The following is a 16,413-nucleotide window of genomic DNA, read 5'->3' as shown; positions in this document are numbered from 1 at the left end:
GGCGCGGCCACGGGGGAACCGCCGCCGCAGTCGTCCCCGTTCACAGCCGCACGATGATCAGTGCCGTGTCGTCCGTGGCGCCTCCGGGGGGCAGTAGTTCCAACAGGACGGCGTCGGCGAGGAGTTCGGGGTCCTCGGCCCGGTGGCGGCGCAGGGAGTCGGCGAGGCGGCTCAGACCGGTGTCGATGTCCTCGTGGCGCCGTTCGACCAGGCCGTCGGTGTACAGGGCGAGGGTGGCGCCGTCGGTGAAGGCCGTGCCGGCCTGCGGTCTCGGGACCGGTTCGGGGCGTGCGTCGAGCGGGGGGTCGGTGGCCCGGTCGAGGAACTCCACGCGGCCGTCGGGATGGACCAGGACGGGCGGCGGGTGGCCGGCGCTGCTGTACGTGATCGTATGCCGGTCGAAATCGATGAACGTGGTGACCGCGGTGGCCGATTCGGCGCCGTCGACGACGTTGGCGTACCGGCCCAGGACGTCCAGGGCCTGGGCGGGTCCCTCGGCGACGCGGGAGGCCGCGCTGAGCGCGCTGCGCAACTGGCCCATGACCCCGGCGGCCTCCAGGCCGTGGCCGACCACGTCGCCGACCGAGACCCCGATGCGGTTGCCGTCGACCAGGTCGACCAGGTCGTACCAGTCCCCGCACACGTTCAGCGCGCCGAGGGCCGGCCGGTAACGCACGGCCGCCCGATGGTGCCCCAGCTGCCGGCCGGCGGGCAGCATCGCCTTCTGCAGGGCCAGGGCCACCTCGCGTTCGCGGGCGTGCGCCTGACGCAGCCGTTCGTTGAGCTCCTGCAGTTCACGGGCGCGCGTGTACAACTCGGCCTCGAGGACCCGGGCCCGCCCGCCGCGGGGTCCGCCGCGGGCCCGGATCAGCTCGGTGACCTCCTCGACCCGGTGGACCAGCAGCACCACGTTTCCGTCCGGGCCGTGCACCGGGGCGTTGACCGGGCTCCAGTAGCGCTCCTCCCACTCACCGGGCCGGTCGGGGCATTCGACGTCGTACCGCTGCAGGGCCATGGCGTCCCGCTCGCCGGTGGCCAGCACCCGCCGCAGCGAGGCCTCCAGATTGCGCATGCCGGTCGCGGCGGGGTCGCCCGGATTGTCCGGGAAGACCTTGAAGATGTGCCGACCGACCACCTGTTCGCGCGTGCGCCCGGCCCCGTGCAGGAACTCCTCATTGGCGTCGGCGAACACCAGCTCGGGCGTGAGCAGGGCCACCATGCCGGGCAGCGCCTGGAACACCGCCGCGTAGTCGATCGCCGTATCCGTCATGGCTTCCGCCTTAGTGCCTGGATTGCACCAGTTTCCCATGTTGCGGGGTGAGCGGAGCTCCAGGTCTCACAGCGGCGGACCCGTCAGCGGCTGCTCCGCCCAGATGACCTTCCCCTCGGGCAGGAAACGAGTGCCCCACCGCTGGGTGACCTGGGAGACCAGCAGCAGTCCGCGCCCGCCCTCGTCCGTGGTCCGGGGATGGCGCAGATGCGGGGCGGTGGCGCCGCCGTCGAAGACCTCACAGATCAGCGACCGGTCCTTGATCAGGCGGAGCCGGATGGATCCGGAGGCGTGCCGGATGGCGTTGGTGACCAGTTCGCTGACCACGAGTTCCGTGGTGTAGGCCAGCTCGTCCAGGCCCCAGTCCGCCAGCCGGCGGCAGGCCGTCCGGCGGGCGTCGGCGACGACGGCCGGGTCGGCGGGCAGGTCCCAGGAGGCGACCTGATCGGCACCGAGACGCTTGGTCCGGGCCATCAGCAGCGCCACGTCGTCGTGCGGGCGGGCCGGGACGAGGGCGTCCACGATGACCCGGCACCGCTGGTCCAGCGAGGACGCCGGCCCCTCCAGGGCCCGCCGCAGCCGCTCCCGGTCGGCGTCCACGGCCCACTCCTCCCCACGGGCCAGCAGACCGTCGGTGTACAGCGCGAGGGTGCTGCCCTCCGGCAGGGGCATCCCGACGGACTCGAACGGCGGGCCGCCCACGCCCAGGGGCGGTCCCGGAGGCAGATCGACGAACGTGACGGTGCCGTCGGGCCGGACGACGGCGGGCTCGGGATGCCCGGCGGCGGACATCGAGCTCCGCCCCTCGACCGGGTCGTAGACGACGTACAGACACCCCGAGCCCACCGCCTGCGTGCTGTCGGCCTCCTCGGCGTCCGGCGCCCCGCTTTCCTCGTGGGCCGTGCGCGCGACCAGGTCGTCGAGGTGAGCCAGGACCTCGTGCGGCGGCAGATCCAGCGCGGCGAGGGTGCGTACGGCGGTCCGCAGCCGGCCCATTGCCGCAGCGGCGTCGATGCCGTGCCCGGGCACCTCGCCCACGACGAGGGCCACACGCGCACCGGAGAGCGGGATCAGGTCGTACCAGTCGCCGCCGAGCCCGCTCGGCTGGTTCGCCGGGCGGTAACAGGCGGCCACCTCCACCGCGTTCTGCTCGGGCAGCCGGTGCGGGAGCAGATTGCGCTGCAGCACCAGCGCCGCGTCCCGTTCGCGGGTGTAGCGCCGGGCGTTGTCCACGCACACGGCCGCCCGCGAGACGAGATCCTCGGCCAGGGTCAGGTCGTCCTCGTCGAAGGGTTCCTGACGGCGCCGCCGGAAGAAGGTGGTGACGCCCAGGGTGACGCCCCGGGCGCGGACCGGCACGACCAGCACGCTGTGCACACCCAGGTCCAGGAACGTGGCCCCGTGGTCGCCGGAGGTGGCGGAGCCCCAGTCCCGGTCGAGCGGGGCGAGCCGTTCCTCGCGCCAGGACCGGCCCGTGGCCAGACAGCGGGTCGGGGGCGATCCGGCCAGGTACGTGACCACGTCGCCGACGCCCTGCGAGACGCTCCCGTCCGCCGACCGCCCGCCCGCGCGGCGCAGCCGTACCGGCCGGGTGCCGTCCAGCGGCCCGGCCGCGGGCTCCGCTCCCCGCAGCACCGACTCCAGCAGGTCCACGGCGACGAGGTCGGCGAAGGCCGGCACGGCCACGTCGGCCAGCTCCTGCGCCGTCCGTACGATGTCCAGGCTCCGGCCGATCTGTTCGCCGGCCCGGTCGAGCAGGGCCAGCCGCTGCCGGGCGCGGTGGTGCTCGGTGATGTCCACGACGGTGTAGTACACGCCCATCGGGTGGCCCCGCTCGTCCTCCAGCCGGGTGAACGACAGCACATGCGCGGTCTCCCGGTGCGGAGCCGACCGAAGGTGCCCCACGTGTTCGTACCCGACGACCGTTTCCCCGGTCGCCAGCACGTGCCGCATCTGCGCCTCGACGGAGTCGGCGTCGAAGCCCGGCTGGATGTCCCGCAGCCGCAGACCGAGCCGCAGTTGGGGCGGTCCGCCGCCGAACCGGGCCAGGGCCGCGTTCGACCACACGAACCGCAGGTCCGTGTCCACGATCGCGATGCCGATAGGGGAGCGGCCGACCATCTGCTCCAGCACACCGCGGGGCATGTCCCAGCCGGGGGCCTCGGCCATCTCGGACAGCAGCGCCAGCCACCGCGACGGCCCTTGGGCCTCCAGGGCGGAGGCGATCCGCACCATGACCCGGACCGGCCGCCCGTCCTTGTGCCGGATGGACAGCAGGCCCGCCCAGCCGCCGTCCCTGCGCCACCGCTCGACCAGTTCCGGCACCCGCCCGGCGTCCTCGGCACACACCAGGCCGGCCAGGTTCGTGCCCACCACCTCGCCGGCCGGGTACGCCAGCAGCCGCTGCGCCTCGGAACTCCAGCTCGTCACCACCCCCGCCGCGTCGAGCAGCAGGGGCGCGGCATCCGCCACGTCGAACCGTCGGCGGGCAAGGTCGCGCTCCTCGTATGTGCCCACGGACGACCTCTCTGTCGCTGAGAGTGGTCTACCACCTGTTGACTCAATCTTGCCCCTTTTTGACGCGGGGACCGGCGCCGCGCGACGGGGCCGGACCGGTGGGGGCACGACGGCGCGGCGCGAGCCGGCCCCGGTGGGCTCCTACGGCGAGGTGAGCCGGGTCGCCCACGAACTGTCGGCTGCCTGCCAGGGGGGCGGTGAGGAGTCGTCGTGCCGGTGCTGGAGGTCGCGGGCTTGGAGGGCCGGGGCCTGGGTGCCGTGGCTGCGACTCACTCTTGCTGCTTGAGGCCGGGAGCGGCGCCGCGCCACGGGCCGGGCCGCTGTGCCTGCCAGGGGGGCGGTGAGGAGTCGTCGTGCCGGTGCTGGAGGTTGTGGGCTTGGAGGGCCGGGGCCTGGGTGCCGTGGCTGCGACTCACTCTTGCTGCTTGAGGCCGGGGGCGGCGCCGCGCCACGGGCCGGACCGTTGTGCCTGCCGGGTGGGCGGTGAGGAGTCGTCGTGGCGGTGCTGGAGGTCGCGGGTTTGGAGGGCCGGGGCCTGGGTGCCGCGGCTGCGGCTGTGTGTGCCGAGCCCCGCGCCGGCGGGAGCGCGGCCGGCCGCACGGGGGCGTCAGCCCTGCATCAGCCGGGGCGGGCCCAGGCCGACACGGACGGCTCGATTCCGCCCCGGCCGCCATTCGGCCCCGGACACCCACGTCGTCGCCCAGTTCGCCCGGTCGGGGGACCCAGACGGCGCGGGGGTCGACCGCGGGGACGTGCCCGCCGGACCCGCCCCGACGCATGGCTCGGCGCCCCGCACAGCTACCACCAGTTCGGCGCCGGAGACGTCGGCCGCGTCCCCGACAGCGCCAGGGCGAGCGCACCCGTGCCGAAGGGGACCCACGGCGACTGCTTCACCGACCGGCCGACGGGAGGCGACTCAGCCTCGCCCGACGACCCGCTCCAGCGCCCCGAGCGCCGACGTGAGCTCCGCCTCGGTGATCGTCAGCGGTGGCGCCAGCCGGATCGTCGAGCCGTGGGTGTCCTTGACCAGGACGCCCTCCTCCAGGAGCCGTTCGCCGATCTCGCGGCCGGTGCCGACGGCGGGGTCGATGTCGACGCCCGCCCAGAGCCCGCGGGCACGGAAGCCGACGACCCCCTTGCCGACCAGCTCGGCCAGGCCCACGCGCAGCACCACCCCCAGCTCGGCCGCCCGGCGCTGGAATTCACCCGTCTCCAGCAGCTCGACCACCGCCGTGCCGACCGCCGCGGCGAGCGGGTTGCCGCCGAACGTCGAGCCGTGCTCGCCCGGCCGCAGTACACCGAGCACGTCCCGGCGGGCGACCACCGCGGACACCGGCACGATGCCGCCCCCCAGCGCCTTGCCGAGGAGGAGCATGTCGGGGACGACCGCCTCGTGCTCGACGGCGAGCGTACGGCCGGTGCGGCCGAGCCCCGACTGGATCTCGTCCGCGATGAACAGGCAGCCCTCGCGCCGGGTGAGCTCGCGCACGCCGGCCAGGTAGCCCTCGTCGGGGATGACCACCCCCGCCTCACCCTGGATCGGCTCGATGAGCACGGCCGCCGTCGTCTCGTCGACCGCCGCCTCCACAGCGGCCAGGTCGTTGTACGGGACGATCCGGAAGCCCGGGGTGAAGGGGCCGAAGCCCTGCCGAGCGGTCTCGTCCGTGGAGAAGCTCACGATCGTCGTCGTACGGCCGTGGAAGTTCTCGGCCGCGACCACGATCGTCGCCTGATCGGCCGGGACACCCTTCACCTCGTACGCCCACTTGCGCGCCACCTTGATGCCGCTCTCGACGGCCTCGGCGCCCGTGTTCATGGGCAGCACCATGTCCAGGCCGGTCAACTCGGCGAGCCGTTCGGCGAATTCGGCCAGCCTGTCGTTGTGGAAGGCGCGCGAGGTGAGGGTCAGCAGGTCGAGCTGCTCGTGGGCCGCCGCGATCAGCGCGGGGTGGCGGTGGCCGAAGTTGAGGGCCGAGTAGCCGGCCAGCATGTCCAGGTAGCGGCGGCCCTCCACGTCCTCCACCCTGCTGCCCTCCGCTCGGGCGACGACCACGGGCAGCGGGTGGTAGTTGTGCGCGAGGACGGGCTCCTCGGCGCGGATGAGGTCGGCGGACGAACGCGTACCCACGGGTGCGGTCATGAGCGGATCTCCTGGGTGCAGCACTTGATGCCGCCGCCGGCCTTCCGGAACTCGGACAGGTCGACGGGGACGGGGACATAGCCGTGGTCACCGAGGCGGGCGGCGAGCGCCTCCGCCTGCGGCGCGATGAAGACGTGGCGGCCGTCGGAGACGGAGTTCAGGCCGAAGGCCATCGCGTCGTCGCGGGTGGCGAGTACGGCGTTCGGGTACAGCCGGGCCAGCACCGCGCGACTGCCGGGGGAGAAGGCCTCCGGGTAGTAAACGATGTTTTCTTTGTTTCCGTCCTTTCCGTCCTTTCCTTCGTGCCCGCCGTCCAGGACGAACAACGCCGTGTCCAGGTGGTAGAAGTACGGATCCACCAGCGTCAGGCTGATCACCGGATGGCCGAAGAACTCCTGCACCTCGCGGTGCGCCTCACGGGTCGTACGGAACCCGGTGCCGGCCAGGAGGTAGCGGCCCGTCCAGACCAGATCGCCCTCGCCCTCGCAGACGGACTCGGGGTGATGGACGTCGTAGCCCGCCGCCTTGAACCACGTCTCGTAGTGCCTGGACTCGGGGCGCCGCTCGGGCGCGTGGAAGAGGGAGCCGAAGACGCGGCCGTCGACCACGACCGCCGAGTTCGCGGCGAAGACCATGTCCGGGAGACCGGGAACCGGCTCCACGATGTCGACGGTGTGGCCGTGGGACCGGTAGGCGTGGATCAGCGCCTGCCACTGCTCGCGCGCCAGATCGACGTCGACGCGGGCGTCGGGATGCATCCAGGGATTGATCGCGTACTGCACGGCGAAGTGTCTGGGTTCGCAGACGAGGAAACGCCGTCGGCGCGGCACACGGGTATCGGTCACAGAGGGGTTCCTCCGCTTCCTGCGGTGTCAACTGAGGGGTGACACCAAGGTAGGAAGCGACGGCGACGGCCGACAAGGAACGAGGATTGCGCGCTCGCGCAGGAATGCTGCGTCTTCGGCCGCTTCGGCGCAGGTCTGCTGCGCGCTCCGGCGCTCACTCCGGCGCAGGCTGGCTCGCGCCCGCCTCCGGGCTCTCCGGGATGAGGTGGGACAGCACCATCACACTGATCGTCTTCCGGATGAACGGCTCCGCGCGGATCCGCTCCAGCACCTCCTCGAAGTGGTCCACGTCCCGCGCCCGCACATGCAGCAGCGCGTCCGCGCCGCCGGTCACCGTCATCGCCGCGGCGATCTCCGGGTGGTTGCGGACGACCTCCGCGAGCCGCCGGGGCGGGGCCGCGCCCTCGCAGTACACCTCGACGTACGCCTCCGTACGCCAGCCCAGCGCCGACGGCCGCACCGTGGCCGTGAACCCGGTGATCACCCCCGTGTCCCGCAGCCGGTCCACCCGCCGCTTGACCGCCGTCGCGGACAGACCGACGGCCGCGCCGATCTCGGCGAAAGAAGTCCGCGCGTTCGCCATCAGCGCGGTCACGATCTTCCGGTCGAGCTCGTCGAACGGCGTGGGCCTGCTGTTCATGCGGGCACTGTATCCAGCACGCGGCCGGCACCGTACCCAGCGCGAACGTCCACCCCGGCACGTGTCCTGGCGTACGAATAACTCCTACACTCCGGGTTCATGCTGCGCGCCCTGGCTGTCGACGACGAACGCCCCTCCCTGGAGGAACTCCTCTACCTGCTGAACGCGGACCCCCGCATCGGCAGCGCGGAGGGCGCGGGTGACGCGACCCAGGCGCTGCGCCGGATCAACCGGGCGCTGGAGTCCGGTCCGGACGGGCCGGAGGCGATCGACGTCGTCTTCCTCGACATCCAGATGCCCGGCCTCGACGGACTCGACCTGGCCCGGCTGCTCACCGGGTTCGCCCAACCGCCGCTCGTCGTGTTCGTCACCGCCCACGAGGACTTCGCCGTCCAGGCCTTCGACCTCAAGGCCGTCGACTACGTACTCAAACCCGTCCGCAAGGAACGCCTCGCCGAGGCCGTCCGCCGGGCCGCCGAACGCCGCGACACCGCCCCGCGCATCCCCGTGCACGAACCCGACCCCGACCACATACCCGTCGAGCTCGGCGGCGTGACCCGCTTCGTCTCCGTCGACGACATCACGCACGTCGAGGCCCAGGGCGACTACGCCCGGCTGCACACCGACAAGGGCAGCCACCTCGTACGGATCCCGCTGTCCACCCTGGAGGAGCGCTGGCGCTCCCGCGGCTTCGTCCGCATCCACCGCCGCCACCTGGTCGCCCTGCGCCACGTCGGCGAGCTCCGCCTGGACGCGGGCACCGTCAGCGTCCTGGTCGGCTCCGAGGAACTCCAGGTCAGCCGCCGCCACGCCCGCGAGCTGCGGGACCTGCTGATGAGGAGGACGTGAGGATGCCCCAGAACCCCACCGAACGCCGTGTCGTCGTCACCGGCCCGCCCCGCCGGGCCCGCCGGGTCCCCGGTTACTACCGCCCGCGCACCGAGATCGACGAACAGACCACCCTTGGCCACACCTACGTCCGCTCCCTGATGCGCAGCCAACTGCGCGCCGCTCTCACGGTGTTCGCGGTCCTCGGCCTCCTCATCGGCCCGCTGCCGCTGCTCTTCGCCGCGATGCCCGACGCCCGCCACCTCGAATGGGCCGTCCTGGGCTTCGGTCTCTACCTCCCGCTCGTCCTGCTCGCCCGCTGGTACGTGCGCCGCGCCGAGCGCAACGAGCGGGACTTCGTGCGCCTCGTCGAAGACCGATGAACCGGCGAGCCCAAGACCGATGAACCAGCGAGCCCAAGACCGATGAACTCCAACTACGCCGTCCCCGCCGTCGCCCTCGTCGTCGTGGCGACCGTCCTCGTCGGCGCCTTCGGCCTGCGCATCTCCCGCACCACCTCGGACTTCTACGTCGCCTCCCGCACCGTCGGCCCCCGCCTCAACGCCGCCGCCATCAGCGGCGAGTACCTCTCCGCAGCCTCCTTCCTGGGCATCGCCGGCCTGGTCCTGGTGCAGGGCCCGGACATGCTCTGGTACCCGGTCGGCTACACCGCCGGCTATCTGGTCCTGCTCCTGTTCGTCGCCGCCCCGCTGCGCCGCTCCGGCGCCTACACGCTGCCCGACTTCGCCGAGGCCCGGCTCGCTTCCCAGGCGGTACGACGGCTGGCGGGCGCCTTCGTCGTCGGCGTCGGCTGGCTGTATCTGCTGCCCCAACTCCAGGGCGCCGGACTGACGCTGACCGTGCTGACCGGGGCGCCCGCATGGCTCGGGGGTGTGATCGTGGCGGCCGTGGTGGTCGCCACCGTCGCCGCCGGAGGCATGCGCAGCATCACCTTCGTGCAGGCCTTCCAGTACTGGCTGAAACTCACCGCCCTGCTCGTCCCCGCCCTCTTCCTCGTCCTCGCCTGGCAGGACGACGGCGCCCACCGCCACGCCTTCGACGAACCGGCCACCTTCCGCGAGCAGCGCGTCGTCCGCGTCGACGCCGGCCTCGACCTGAAGCTGGACGCGCCGCTGACCGTCACGGTGAGCGGCACGATCGACGGCCGCCCGCACGACGACGACCGGATCCACCTCCCCGCCGGCACGCACCGCGTCGAACAGGGCACCCGGTTCACCTTCGCCCAGGGCGCCCCCGTCCCGGCCGCCGACCGCGGCAGCAACGGCGGCATGTCGACCTCCCTGGCCGCGGGCCGCGAGGAACGCCCGCTGTACGCCACGTACGGGCTGATCCTCGCCACCTTCCTCGGCACCATGGGCCTGCCGCACGTCGTCGTCCGCTTCTACACCAGCCCGCACGGCGTCGCCGCCCGCCGCACCACCGTCGCCGTGCTCGCCCTGATCGGCGCCTTCTACCTGCTGCCGCCCGTCTACGGCGCCCTCGGCAGGCTCTACGCCCCCGAACTCGCCCTCACCGGCGACGCGGACGCCGCCGTCCTGCTGCTGCCCGACCGCATGATCGGCGGGCTCGGCGGCGACCTGCTCGGCGCGCTGGTGGCGGGCGGGGCCTTCGCCGCGTTCCTGTCCACGGCCTCGGGGCTGACCATGGCCGTGGCGGGCGTCCTCACCCAGGACGTGCTGCCCTCGCGCGGCGTACGGCACTTCCGGCTGGGCACGGCGCTCGCCATGGCCGTACCGCTCGCGGCCAGCATGCTGGTCGGCGGACTCCCCGTCGCCGACGCCGTCGGGCTGGCGTTCGCCGTGTCCGCGTCCTCCTTCTGCCCGCTGCTCGTCCTCGGCATCTGGTGGCGGCGGCTGACCCCGCCGGGCGCGGCCGCGGGCATGCTGGTGGGCGGCGGCTCGGCCTTCGTGGCCGTGGCCGTGACCATGGCGGGTTTCCCTGGCACGGGCGGCCTGCACGCGCTGCTCGCCTGGCCCGCGCTCTGGTCGGTGCCGCTGGGCTTCCTCACCATGGTGCTGGTGTCCCTGGCCACGGCAGGGCGCGTACCGGCCGGCACGGCGGCGATCCTGGCCCGGTTCCATCTGCCGGAGGAGCTGCGGGCGGAGGTGAAGGCATGAGCGGATTCGTCGCCGGCCTGTGCGTGGCGATCCTCCCTGTCCTGGTCATCGGCTTCTGGCTCGGCCGCCGCACCACACGCCCGCAGCACCTCGGCGGACTCGGCACCCCCGTCGAACACGCCACCTTCCAGACCCTGCACACCGCTTCCCTCGCCGCGCCCCCGCTGCGGGCGGGCCTGACGGAGGAGACCGCGCGCAAGTCGGCCCGCCGGCTGCGCTCCCTGCTCGGCACGGACGCGCTCTGCCTCACCGACCAGAAGGAGGTCCTGGTCTGGGACGGCGTGGGCGAGCATCATCGCGCCGAGATCATGGAACGCCTGACCGGCCCCCTGGACACCGGCCGCGGCGAGGCCTTCCGGCTGGACTGCGACGCCCCCGACTGCCCGGTCCGCTGGGCGGTCGTCGCCCCCCTCACCGTCGACGACCGCGTCCACGGAGCCCTCGTCGCCTGCGCACCCCGCGAGTCCGCCGTCCTGGTCCGCGCGGCCGGAGAGGTCGCCCGCTGGGTCTCCGTGCAGTTGGAGCTGGCCGATCTCGACCAGTCCCGCACCCGCCTGATCGAGGCCGAGATCAAGGCCCTGCGCGCCCAGATCTCCCCGCACTTCATCTTCAACTCGCTCGCGGTGATCGCCTCGTTCGTCCGCACCGACCCCGAGCGCGCCCGCGAACTCCTCCTGGAATTCGCCGACTTCACCCGCTACTCGTTCCGCAGGCACGGCGACTTCACCACCCTCGCCGACGAACTCCACGCCATCGACCACTACTTGGCGCTCGTCCGGGCACGCTTCGGCGACCGCCTCTCCGTCACCCTGCAGATCGCCCCCGAGGTACTGCCGGTCGCCCTGCCCTTCCTCTGCCTCCAGCCGCTCGTCGAGAACGCCGTCAAGCACGGTCTGGAGGGCAAGGCTGTGCCTGCCGGGAAGAGCCACATCAGCATCACCGCGCAGGACGCCGGAGCCGAGGCCCTGGTCGTCATCGAGGACGACGGCGCCGGAATGGACCCCGTCCTGCTGCGCCGCATCCTCGCAGGCGAGGTCAGCCCGTCCGGCGGCATCGGGCTGTCCAACGTCGACGACCGCCTTCGCCAGGTCTACGGCGACGACTACGGCCTGGTCATCGAGACCGCCGTGGGAGCGGGCATGAAAATCACCGCCCGGCTGCCGAAATACCAGCCGGGGGTGCACTCGGCGGGCCGCCTCAGCGGCGGATGATCAGGTGCTCTTGGTGGCCACCATCCCGAGGGTGATCAGTCCCAGTACGACCCAGCCGAACCACAGCCAGCCGTTGCTGCCGAGTGCCACCGTGTAGGCCGTCACCACGACGAGTCCGCCGACGGTGAGCACCCCCATCGTCTTGGTCGAGCCGTCCGTAGAACCGGGCATCGCAACACCCTCCTCATGGTTCGGTCCCCTCCATGGTGCCTCCGTTCTGCTTCCGGACGGTGCACACGACGAAATGTGTCCCGTTCTTCCAGGAGCCCTGACTCGTCCAGGACCCCGCCGTGTACACCGACGGATCGAAGCCGTAGTCGCCCGGCGGTACCTCACGGCCGCACGCCGGATCCGACTCGGTGCGCGCCTCGCCGAGCGTGACGTCGGTGCCGAGCCGGGTGAAGCCGAGCACCTCCTCGTCGTGCGGACCCTCGCAGGGGACCAGCCGGGCGTCCCGGTTGGAGCGGACGTCCAGGCAGTCCCGCTTCTGCATGGTCGCCGTGTCCGCGAAGGCCGAGCCCGGCTTGCGGTGCGCGCCCAGCGGCCCGTACACGGGCCCGTACGCGCCCAGCACCAGACAGGCGGTCCGCCGCCCGGCGGACTCGAATCCGTCCGAGGTCGGCACGACGGCGAGGCTGCGCACGTCCGCGAGCTTGTTCCGGAGCTCCCGCGTCCGTTCCTCGCACCGCCCCGGCCCCAGCCGCCGCGCCTCGTCCGCCGACGCGGCCGCGACGAAGGCCATCACCTGCCCGTCCGGCGCCTTGTCCCGGCAGGTGGGGTCGAGCGACAGCCGGGGCGTGCCCTGGAAGCGCTCCGCCCCCGCCCAGTCGGCGAGTACGCAGTCACCCTCCCGGAGTGCCTGGGCCAGCCCGACACTCTGGCCGTACGGCGGCCCGGTCCCGTCGGTGAACCGGTCCGCCAGGGCGTACCAGACGCCGCCCAGGGCGAGCACCGGCCCGAGCCCGCAGGCCATAGCGACCCGCGGGGCGCGCGGTCGCTCGCGCCGCCGGCGCCCGGCCGGGGACGCCGCGGGGAGGAGGGCCGGCCCGAAGCCCTGCGGATGCCCGGGCCGGCCGGAACGCCGTGGATTCTCCACGGGTGCGCCCTGCCCTGGCCGCTGCGGGTCCCCGGGCGGGGCGAAGCCGGGCCCCTGCGGCGGCCTGAACGGGCCGAGTCCGAGTCCTGGCGGCCCCTGTGTATCCCCGGATGTATCCCCGGAACCGGGGAACCCTGGGCCCTGTGCACCCCCGGACGCACCGAACCCTGGCCCCTGTGCATCCCCGGACGGACCGAACCCTGGTTCCTGTGGCGATCCAGGCGGTCCGGATCCGGCCCCGTGCGGCCCTGTGGGTGGCGCGGGTGGCGCGGGTGCCCCCGTTCCGGCCCACGGCGGCTGCGACCCCAGATCGGTCTGTGTCCGGGCGTACGCCTCCGCCTGCGGCAGGACGATCCGCGACAGCGCCGCCTCCGCCTCCACCGCCGACAGCCGCCGTGCGGGGTCTTTGACGAGCAGTGCGTCCAGTACGGGCCCCAGCGCCCCGGCGCGCACGGCCGGACGGGGCTCCTCCGTGACGACCGCGGTGATCTCCGCCAGATGCGACTCCCGCTCGAAGGGGCCCCGGCCCTCGACGCCGTGGTACAGCGTGCAGCCCAGCGAGAACAGATCGGCGGCCGGCGTGGGCGCCCCGCCCGTGGCCCGCTCGGGCGCCAGATAGCCGGCCGTGCCCACCAGCACCGACGCCAGCGTGTAGCGCGTCTCGTCGGCGTCCGGCTGCACCGAGATGCCGTAGTCGGTGAGCAGCACGCGACCGTACGGCGCCCCGGTGCGGTCCGGCGCCAGCAGGATGTTCGCCGGTTTCACGTCCCGGTGCATGACGCCCCGCTCGTGCCCAGCGGTCAGCGCGTCGAGCACGGCGAGGCCGATCCTGGCGCACTCGGCCGGGGCGAGCGGCCCTCGTGTCCCGACCAGCTCGCGCAGGTCGACGGCGCCCGCCACGTACTCCATGACGATCCACGGCAGCCCCTCGTGCTCCAGCACGTCGTGCACGGTCACCACGTGCGGATGGCCGCGCAGGCCCGCCGCGTGCCGGGCCTCGGCCCGGGCCCGGGCCACCCGGGCCTCCCGCTCGTGACCGGCCTCGGCCGGATCGCGGAACACGATCTCCTTGAGCGCGACCTCGCAGGCGAGTCTCTGGTCGTGGGCGAGCCACACATGGCCCATACCGCCGCTGCCGAGGCGGTTCAGCAGCAGATAGCGGCCGGCGATGACCCGGCCCACTCCCGACGTCGGTGATCCTGAAGGCATCCGGTGACTCCCGGGTTCTGCGGGGGTGCTACGTGGCTGCGCTTGCGGTGGGCTCGCCGGTCGCGGGCCCATGCGTGGCGGGTGCGTCGCTCTCCGGGGCGCTCATTGCCGGTTCGCTGCTCGCCGGCCCGGTGCTTGCCGGTTCGCTGGTGACGGGAGCGCTGGTCGGGGGTGGCGGCGCGGCGCTGGTGACCGGGTCGCCGGTCGGTGGGGAGCTGGTCGGGGGATCGGGGGAGGGCGGTGAGCTCGACGGAGGCGGCTCGGATCCGGAGCCGGCCGGTGGGCTGGACGGAGGCCGCTCCGAGCTGGGCGGCGGGTTCGAAGACGGCGGCTCGGAAGGCGACGGCCCGGGCCCGCCGCTCGACGACGACGGCGGCGGCGTCGTGCCCGGCCCGGACGGCGAGGGCGCCGGGGAAGTGGCCGACCCACCAGGTGACCCACCGGGTGACCGTCCCGTTGACCCACCAGGTGACCCCCCGGGCGTGTCCCCGGACGCGCCCCCGGCCACGCTCAACGTCACGTACTCCCCGAACCTGAGCTCGGTCCCGGGCGGCGGATCGGACGCCGTGACCCTGGCACCGTCCGGCGGGAGCCCCTTCCCGTCGTACGCGGCGGCCAGCCCCCTGTCGGCCAGCTGCCGGCTCGCCTGCCCGAACGTCGTCCCGGCGAGGTGCGGCACCGCGCGCCGCTTCCGGGTGTCGAACGTGGAGTCGTCCTCGCCCGTCGTGCCGACCGGCCGGTCGATGCCCCGGTCGGGCTCGACGACATCGACCAGAGCGATCCGCTCCAGTGTCCGAGGCGCGGGCCGTACGGCCACCACGGAGGAGCGCTCGTATCCCTGCCACTTCTTGTTGCCGTCCTCGAACTCGACGGAAATCCGGCCCGTGTCCCCCTCGAAGGGGCGCACCGGATTTCCGCACGAGCACTTCACGGCGGGAAGTCCCTGTGCATCGACGAGAATCGCGATTCCCGCCTGAAGCAGCGAGTTGAAAGGGACGGCCTTTTCCTTCTTGTAGTCGTGGTTCTTCACGAGAGTGTCGTGACGCAGGAGAACGGGTGTGAGTCGATCCAGATAATCCGGGATCCGCTCCGTGGTGATGTCCAGCGCTCCCGCCCACGCCTGGGCCTTCTTGCCATTCGCGGGATCGGTGAGGAACTGTTCGAGCCGCTCGACATCACAGATCGTCGGCTTCTTCGTGCCCCCGTACAGCCCGGGCGTGTCACCCTGCTGCAGGCTGCCGTGCGCGGGCCGCGACCGGACCCGGGCGTCCTGGCCGAGCCCGATGCTCTCGTCGAAGAACGGCGCGAGAGAGGGCACGCCGGCGGCGACCGCCTTCACGACGGACACAGGTGTCTCTCTGTCGCAGCCACTGAGTGCCAGAACGAAAACCACCAGAACGGCGATCTTTCGATTCGTCGACAATATTGCCGATTTCCCGGCACCTTGCACGAGCACGCGAAGTGTCATCACCGCTCCCCCCGGCGGTTCCCCCATCGCGTTTCATGCTACTGAATGGAAGGCCTTTCAACGCCCGCGTGCGTTCAATGAGGCCAGATAGGCGTTGTATGCCTCGAGTTCCTTGTCGCCGTCCCGATCGGCGGCCCGGTCCTCGCGCTTGGCCTGCCGTTGCTCGGAGCGGTACCACTGGAAGAGCAGCGCGATCAGCACCAGCACGGACGGGATCTCGCTGAACGCCCACGCGATGCCGCCGGCCGCGTTCTGGTCCGAGAGCGCGTCGATGCCGAGGGAGGCCGGCGGGTTCTTGAACGTCTCGACCATGGGCGTGGACGCCATCATGAGCGCGATGCCGAAGAAGGCGTGGAAGGGCATGCCGGCGAACAGTTCCAGCATTCGCATCAGATAGCCCGGACGGCTGGGCCCCGGGTCCACGCCCATGATCGGCCAGAAGAAGACCACGCCGACGGCGAGGAAGTGCACCATCATCGCGATGTGCCCGGTCTTGGAGCCCATCAGGAAGTCGAACAACGGCGTGAAGTACAGCGCGTACAGACTCGCGATGAACAGCGGGATGGTGAACGCGGGGTGTGTGATGATCCGCATGTAATGGCTGTGCAGGAACATCAGCAGCAGCTCACGCGGCCCCTTGCGGCCCTTGCCGGCGACCGGCAGCGCCCGCAGCGCCAGCGTGACCGGGGCGCCGAGCAGGAGCAGGATCGGCGACAGCATGCTGATCACCATGTGCTGCACCATGTGCACGCTGAACATGACCATGCCGTAGTCGTTCAGCCGGGTACACATCACGAGCCCGACGCTCAGCACACCGAAGACGAACGCGACGGTCCGCCCCACCGGCCACGCGTCCCCACGCCGCCGCAGCCGCACGACCCCCCACGCGTACAGAGCGAGCCCCACCAGGCAGGCGACGAGAAAGAACGGGTCCGCCGACCACTGAAGCCCCCGCCCCAGCGTGAACGGCGGCAGATCCATGGTCATGCCGTGCCCGCTGTGATCCATCCAACGGCTCCTGATTCGTGGGGGTTGTGCGTGTCTGTCCGCA

Annotated in this window: 15 protein-coding genes; 4 read left to right on the top strand and 11 right to left on the bottom strand. The window is 72.5% G+C overall.

Annotated elements, in window-relative coordinates; genetic code table 11:
- Positions 1-40: 40 nt before the first annotated feature.
- From Q4V64_RS06795 to Q4V64_RS06765, 7 genes are all read right to left on the bottom strand, one after another.
- Positions 41-1,270 carry a SpoIIE family protein phosphatase gene (locus Q4V64_RS06795; RefSeq protein WP_124444231.1) on the bottom strand — a complete coding sequence of 410 codons (1,230 nt, stop codon included), beginning with the start codon at positions 1,268-1,270 and terminating at the stop codon, positions 41-43.
- Positions 1,271-1,336: 66 nt separating this feature from the next.
- Positions 1,337-3,787 (bottom strand): SpoIIE family protein phosphatase, encoded by a 2,451-nt coding sequence (locus Q4V64_RS06790; RefSeq protein WP_124444232.1) that lies wholly within the window; start codon positions 3,785-3,787, stop codon positions 1,337-1,339.
- Between the two features lie 141 nt (positions 3,788-3,928).
- Entirely contained in the window at positions 3,929-4,060 is a 132-nt protein-coding gene (locus tag Q4V64_RS06785; protein WP_301184593.1) for a hypothetical protein, read from the bottom strand.
- Entirely contained in the window at positions 4,057-4,203 is a 147-nt protein-coding gene (locus Q4V64_RS06780; RefSeq protein ID WP_172629513.1) for a hypothetical protein, read from the bottom strand. Before Q4V64_RS06780 ends, Q4V64_RS06785 begins: the two co-directional genes overlap by 4 nt.
- Before the next feature lie 500 nt (positions 4,204-4,703).
- Positions 4,704-5,927 carry an ornithine--oxo-acid transaminase gene (gene rocD / locus Q4V64_RS06775; RefSeq protein WP_124444233.1) on the bottom strand — a complete coding sequence of 408 codons (1,224 nt, stop codon included), beginning with the start codon at positions 5,925-5,927 and terminating at the stop codon, positions 4,704-4,706.
- The gene (gene ddaH / locus Q4V64_RS06770; RefSeq protein WP_124444234.1) at positions 5,924-6,772 is read right to left on the bottom strand and encodes a dimethylargininase; all 849 of its coding nucleotides are present in this window, start codon (positions 6,770-6,772) and stop codon (positions 5,924-5,926) included. The genes rocD and ddaH overlap by 4 nt, the downstream gene beginning before the upstream one ends.
- A gap of 154 nt (positions 6,773-6,926) precedes the next feature.
- On the bottom strand, positions 6,927-7,412 hold the full coding sequence (locus tag Q4V64_RS06765; protein ID WP_124444235.1) for an Lrp/AsnC family transcriptional regulator: 486 nt from the start codon (positions 7,410-7,412) through the stop codon (positions 6,927-6,929).
- A gap of 99 nt (positions 7,413-7,511) precedes the next feature.
- Between Q4V64_RS06765 and Q4V64_RS06760 the strand changes: the two genes are divergently transcribed.
- Genes Q4V64_RS06760 through Q4V64_RS06745 form a run of 4 tightly spaced genes read left to right on the top strand, consistent with a single transcriptional unit; the run spans position 7,512 to position 11,589 of the window.
- Positions 7,512-8,261: a LytTR family DNA-binding domain-containing protein gene (locus Q4V64_RS06760; protein ID WP_124444236.1), complete on the top strand. Its 750-nt coding sequence runs from the start codon at positions 7,512-7,514 to the stop codon at positions 8,259-8,261.
- Between the two features lie 2 nt (positions 8,262-8,263).
- On the top strand, positions 8,264-8,623 hold the full coding sequence (locus Q4V64_RS06755; RefSeq protein ID WP_124444237.1) for a hypothetical protein: 360 nt from the start codon (positions 8,264-8,266) through the stop codon (positions 8,621-8,623).
- A 42-nt stretch (positions 8,624-8,665) separates the two neighbouring features.
- Positions 8,666-10,378, top strand: coding sequence for a cation acetate symporter (locus Q4V64_RS06750; RefSeq protein WP_124444238.1), 1,713 nt, complete (start codon positions 8,666-8,668; stop codon positions 10,376-10,378).
- Positions 10,375-11,589, top strand: a complete 1,215-nt coding sequence (locus tag Q4V64_RS06745; RefSeq protein WP_124444239.1) for a histidine kinase — start codon at positions 10,375-10,377, stop codon at positions 11,587-11,589. Before Q4V64_RS06750 ends, Q4V64_RS06745 begins: the two co-directional genes overlap by 4 nt.
- Here the strand turns inward: Q4V64_RS06745 and Q4V64_RS06740 are convergent, their stop codons facing one another.
- The 4 genes from Q4V64_RS06740 to Q4V64_RS06725 all read right to left on the bottom strand — a co-directional run bounded on the left by Q4V64_RS06740 (position 11,590) and on the right by Q4V64_RS06725 (position 16,370).
- Entirely contained in the window at positions 11,590-11,760 is a 171-nt protein-coding gene (locus Q4V64_RS06740) for a hypothetical protein (RefSeq protein ID WP_107483830.1), read from the bottom strand. It lies immediately after the preceding gene.
- 13 nt (positions 11,761-11,773) lie between these two features.
- On the bottom strand, positions 11,774-13,894 hold the full coding sequence (locus Q4V64_RS06735) for a serine/threonine-protein kinase (protein WP_124444240.1): 2,121 nt from the start codon (positions 13,892-13,894) through the stop codon (positions 11,774-11,776).
- 28 nt (positions 13,895-13,922) lie between these two features.
- Positions 13,923-15,242 carry a PASTA domain-containing protein gene (locus Q4V64_RS06730; RefSeq protein WP_303709172.1) on the bottom strand — a complete coding sequence of 440 codons (1,320 nt, stop codon included), beginning with the start codon at positions 15,240-15,242 and terminating at the stop codon, positions 13,923-13,925.
- A 177-nt stretch (positions 15,243-15,419) separates the two neighbouring features.
- Positions 15,420-16,370 carry a cytochrome c oxidase assembly protein gene (locus Q4V64_RS06725; RefSeq protein WP_124444242.1) on the bottom strand — a complete coding sequence of 317 codons (951 nt, stop codon included), beginning with the start codon at positions 16,368-16,370 and terminating at the stop codon, positions 15,420-15,422.
- Positions 16,371-16,413: the final 43 nt, after the last annotated feature.

Source organism: Streptomyces sp. NL15-2K (assembly GCF_030551255.1).
Classification (GTDB): domain Bacteria; phylum Actinomycetota; class Actinomycetes; order Streptomycetales; family Streptomycetaceae; genus Streptomyces.
Note: the sequence above shows the minus strand (reverse complement) of the source record. Positions and strands in the feature narration are given on the sequence as shown.

Excerpts from the sequence above, each read along its gene's own strand:
- Q4V64_RS06725 (WP_124444242.1), bottom strand. The coding sequence starts at position 16,370 with ATGGATCACAGCGGGCACGGCATGACCATGGATCTGCCGCCGTTCACG.
- Q4V64_RS06765 (WP_124444235.1), bottom strand. The coding sequence starts at position 7,412 with ATGAACAGCAGGCCCACGCCGTTCGACGAGCTCGACCGGAAGATCGTG.
- Q4V64_RS06740 (WP_107483830.1), bottom strand. The coding sequence starts at position 11,760 with ATGCCCGGTTCTACGGACGGCTCGACCAAGACGATGGGGGTGCTCACC.
- rocD (WP_124444233.1), bottom strand. The coding sequence starts at position 5,927 with ATGACCGCACCCGTGGGTACGCGTTCGTCCGCCGACCTCATCCGCGCC.
- Q4V64_RS06755 (WP_124444237.1), top strand. The coding sequence starts at position 8,264 with ATGCCCCAGAACCCCACCGAACGCCGTGTCGTCGTCACCGGCCCGCCC.
- Q4V64_RS06745 (WP_124444239.1), top strand. The coding sequence starts at position 10,375 with ATGAGCGGATTCGTCGCCGGCCTGTGCGTGGCGATCCTCCCTGTCCTG.
- Q4V64_RS06760 (WP_124444236.1), top strand. The coding sequence starts at position 7,512 with ATGCTGCGCGCCCTGGCTGTCGACGACGAACGCCCCTCCCTGGAGGAA.
- Q4V64_RS06795 (WP_124444231.1), bottom strand. The coding sequence starts at position 1,270 with ATGACGGATACGGCGATCGACTACGCGGCGGTGTTCCAGGCGCTGCCC.
- Q4V64_RS06735 (WP_124444240.1), bottom strand. The coding sequence starts at position 13,894 with ATGCCTTCAGGATCACCGACGTCGGGAGTGGGCCGGGTCATCGCCGGC.
- Q4V64_RS06750 (WP_124444238.1), top strand. The coding sequence starts at position 8,666 with ATGAACTCCAACTACGCCGTCCCCGCCGTCGCCCTCGTCGTCGTGGCG.